Here is a 3698-nt window from a genome sequence, read left to right on the forward strand (position 1 = left end):
GGTGCTAAGGGTGCTGATGCACAACAAGAAAGCCGTGTTCTTATGCTTTCTGATAAGGCCCGTTCAGACGCTAATCCAATCCTTTTGATTGATGAAAATGAAGTTACAGCAGGACACGCTGCTTCAATCGGTCAGGTGGATCCAGAGGATATGTACTACCTCATGAGTCGTGGACTTGATCAAGACACTGCAGAACGCTTGGTTATTCGCGGTTTCTTGGGAGCAGTTATCACTGAAATCCCAGTTAAGGAAGTGCGTGACGAGATGATTTCTGTAACTGATACAAAACTAAACAAACGTTAGGAGCTATCGACGCAGATAGTCTAACCTATGATATATCTAGATAGGGAGATAAGATGTCAGCTTTAGATGCCTATAAGATTCGACAAGATTTTGCCATTTTAGATCAGGTAGTTAATGATGAACCTTTGGTATACTTGGATAATGCAGCGACGACTCAGAAGCCTCAAGTAGTTTTGGACGCCCTTATGGCCTATTATCGTGAGGACAATGCTAATGTTCACCGTGGCGTGCACACTTTGGCTGAGCGTGCCACAGCTGCTTACGAAGCTAGTCGTGAAAAAATTCGCCAGTTTATCAATGCCAAATCAACTAAAGAGATTCTCTTTACACGTGGAACGACAACTGGTCTTAACTGGGTTGGTCGTTTTGCAGAGCAGGTTCTTGAACCAGGAGATGAGGTGGTTATTTCAATTATGGAACACCACTCTAATATCATACCTTGGCAGGAAGCTTGTAAGAAGACGGGGGCTAAACTTGTTTACGCCTACTTGAAAGATGGTCAGTTGGATATGGAAGACTTGGCTAATAAGATTAGTGAAAAGACAAAATTTGTCAGTCTAGCTCAGGTCTCTAACGTTTTAGGTTGCATCAATCCTGTTAAAGAGATTGCACAAATGGCTCACCAAGTTGGTGCCTATATGGTAGTAGATGGTGCCCAATCTGCGCCCCACATGGCTATCGATGTTCAGGACTTAGATTGTGATTTCTTCACCCTTTCTGGACATAAGATGTTAGGTCCAACAGGAATTGGGGTTCTCTATGGCAAAGAAGAGATTCTCAACCAGATGAATCCTATCGAATTTGGTGGTGAGATGATTGATTTCGTTTATGAACAGGAAGCCACTTGGAAGGAACTGCCTTGGAAATTTGAGGCTGGTACACCTAACATTGCGGGGGCGATTGCTCTTGGTGCTGCTGTGGACTACCTCTCTGCTTTAGGTATGGAAAATGTTCATGCTTATGAGCAAGAGTTGGTAGACTATGTCTTGCCTAAGCTTCAAGCGATTGAGGGATTGACGGTATATGGGCCAGAAGATTCTGGCAAACATGCGGGTGTTATTGCCTTTAATATTGATGGACTGCATCCTCATGATGTGGCGACTGCCCTTGACTATGAAGGGGTGGCAGTGCGTGCGGGTCACCACTGTGCTCAACCTTTAATCAATCATTTAGGTATTTCATCGGCTGCCCGTGCAAGTTTCTATATTTACAATACTAAAGAGGATTGTGACAAGCTTGTAGAGGCAATTCTTGCGACGAAGGAGTTTTTCAATGGCACTCTCTAGACTAGATAGTTTATATATGGCTGTTGTGGCTGACCACTCTAAGAGCCCTCACCATCACGGTGTTCTGCCTGATGTGGAGCAACTTCAACTGAATAATCCGACATGTGGAGATGTTATCAATCTGTCAGTTAAATTTGATGGTGACGTGATTGAAGACATCGCCTTTGCTGGTGATGGTTGTACCATTTCTACAGCCTCATCAAGCATGATGACGGATGCGGTTATTGGTAAAACCAAGGCAGAGGCTTTAGAACTAGCAGAAATTTTCTCTCTTATGATTCAAGGGGATCATAAAGTAGATGAGGATAAGTTAGGTGAGGCTAAGCTCTTGGCGGGGGTTTCTAAATTTCCGCAACGTATCAAATGTGCAACGCTCTCTTGGAATGCCCTTAAAAAGGCTATAGAGAGAAGTGAGCTCTAGGAAGCAATGGAGCAATTATACTCCTTGCTCAAGTCTTAAATAAAGAAAATGAATCAAACCTTTAATAAAGGAAAATACTATGACTGAAACAAATGAAAAAGTAGAACCAAAACCCATTGATCTTGGGGAATATAAATATGGTTTCCATGATGATGTGACACCAGTCTTTTCAACAGGAAAAGGAATCAGTGAAGACGTAGTCCGTGCTATGTCTGCTGAAAAGGGGGAGCCTGAGTGGATGCTCGAATTTCGCTTGAAATCATTGGAAACCTTTAACAAAATGCCTATGCAAGAGTGGGGTCCAGACCTTTCTGGTATTAACTTTGATGACCTGACTTATTTCCAAAAGGCATCAGACAAACCTGCTCGTGATTGGGAGGATGTTCCTGAGAAAATCAAAGAAACTTTTGAACGTATTGGTATCCCAGAAGCAGAACGTGCCTATCTTGCTGGAGCCTCAGCTCAGTATGAATCAGAAGTGGTTTACCACAACATGAAAGAAGAGTATGACAAGTTGGGTATTATCTTTACAGATACAGACTCAGCACTTAAAGAGTATCCAGAACTCTTTAAGAAGTACTTCTCAAAACTGGTTCCGCCAACAGATAACAAATTTGCGGCCCTTAACTCTGCCTTCTGGTCAGGTGGTACCTTTATTTATGTACCAAAAGGCGTTAAGGTAGATATTCCGCTTCAAACCTACTTCCGTATTAACAACGAAGCAACTGCTCAATTTGAACGTACTCTTATCATTGTTGATGAAGGTGCCAGCGTTCACTATGTTGAAGGATGTACAGCGCCTACTTACACAACGGCAAGCCTTCATGCGGCCATCGTTGAAATCTTTGCACTTGATGGTGCCTACATGCGCTACTCAACTATCCAAAACTGGTCAGATAGCGTCTACAACTTGGTAACTAAACGTGCTACGGCTAAGAAAAACGCAACTGTTGAGTGGATTGATGGTAACTTGGGTGCTGAAGTAACCATGAAGTACCCATCTGTTTACCTTGATGGTGAAGGTGCACGTGGTACTATGCTTTCAATTGCCTTTGCCAATGCTGGTCAACACCAAGATACAGGGGCTAAGATGATTCACAATGCACCGCATACATCATCATCTATTGTTTCTAAATCAATCGCTCGTAATGGTGGTAAGGTTGACTATCGTGGACAAGTAACCTTCAACAAGGATTCTAAGAAATCGGTATCTCACATCGAATGTGACACCATCTTGATGGATGACTTGTCTAAATCAGACACTATTCCATTCAACGAAATCCACAATTCACAAGTTGCACTTGAACACGAAGCTAAAGTTTCTAAGATTTCTGAAGAACAGCTCTACTACCTCATGAGCCGTGGTCTTTCAGAACAAGAAGCAACTGAAATGATTGTCATGGGATTTGTGGAACCATTTACCAAAGAACTTCCAATGGAATATGCTGTTGAGCTTAACCGCTTGATTAGTTATGAAATGGAAGGATCAGTTGGGTAAAAACTCTGATAATCTCAAGGGACCATATGGTCCTTTTTGTTTGGCTCCTTGTCAACTGTAGTGGGTGACGAAAAGCTAACATCTAGAGAGGACCTGATAGGTCTTCTCTTTTTTTATGTTTAGAGTGATGAAGATACGTTTCTTAAAGTTGATGAAGTTTCTAAAACCAAAGCCCAACCGTTTGATGTCT

At 42.3% G+C, this 3698-nt stretch carries 4 protein-coding genes; all 4 read left to right on the forward strand.

All coding sequences use genetic code 11. The features are described from left to right. On the forward strand, nucleotides 1-303 hold a 303-nt coding region (locus RWZ99_RS09110; protein ID WP_314678272.1), incomplete at its 5' end, for a SufD family Fe-S cluster assembly protein. Between the two features lie 53 nt (nucleotides 304-356). Then, on the forward strand, nucleotides 357-1589 hold the full coding sequence (locus RWZ99_RS09115) for a cysteine desulfurase (protein ID WP_314678274.1): 1233 nt from the start codon (nucleotides 357-359) through the stop codon (nucleotides 1587-1589). Next, entirely contained in the window at nucleotides 1576-2010 is a 435-nt protein-coding gene (gene sufU / locus RWZ99_RS09120) for a Fe-S cluster assembly sulfur transfer protein SufU (protein ID WP_288563282.1), read from the forward strand. The genes RWZ99_RS09115 and sufU overlap by 14 nt, the downstream gene beginning before the upstream one ends. 79 nt (nucleotides 2011-2089) lie before the next feature. Continuing rightward, entirely contained in the window at nucleotides 2090-3508 is a 1419-nt protein-coding gene (sufB, locus tag RWZ99_RS09125; protein ID WP_314678278.1) for a Fe-S cluster assembly protein SufB, read from the forward strand. Nucleotides 3509-3698: the final 190 nt, after the last annotated feature.

Source organism: uncultured Streptococcus sp. (genome assembly GCF_963545685.1).
GTDB lineage: Bacteria > Bacillota > Bacilli > Lactobacillales > Streptococcaceae > Streptococcus.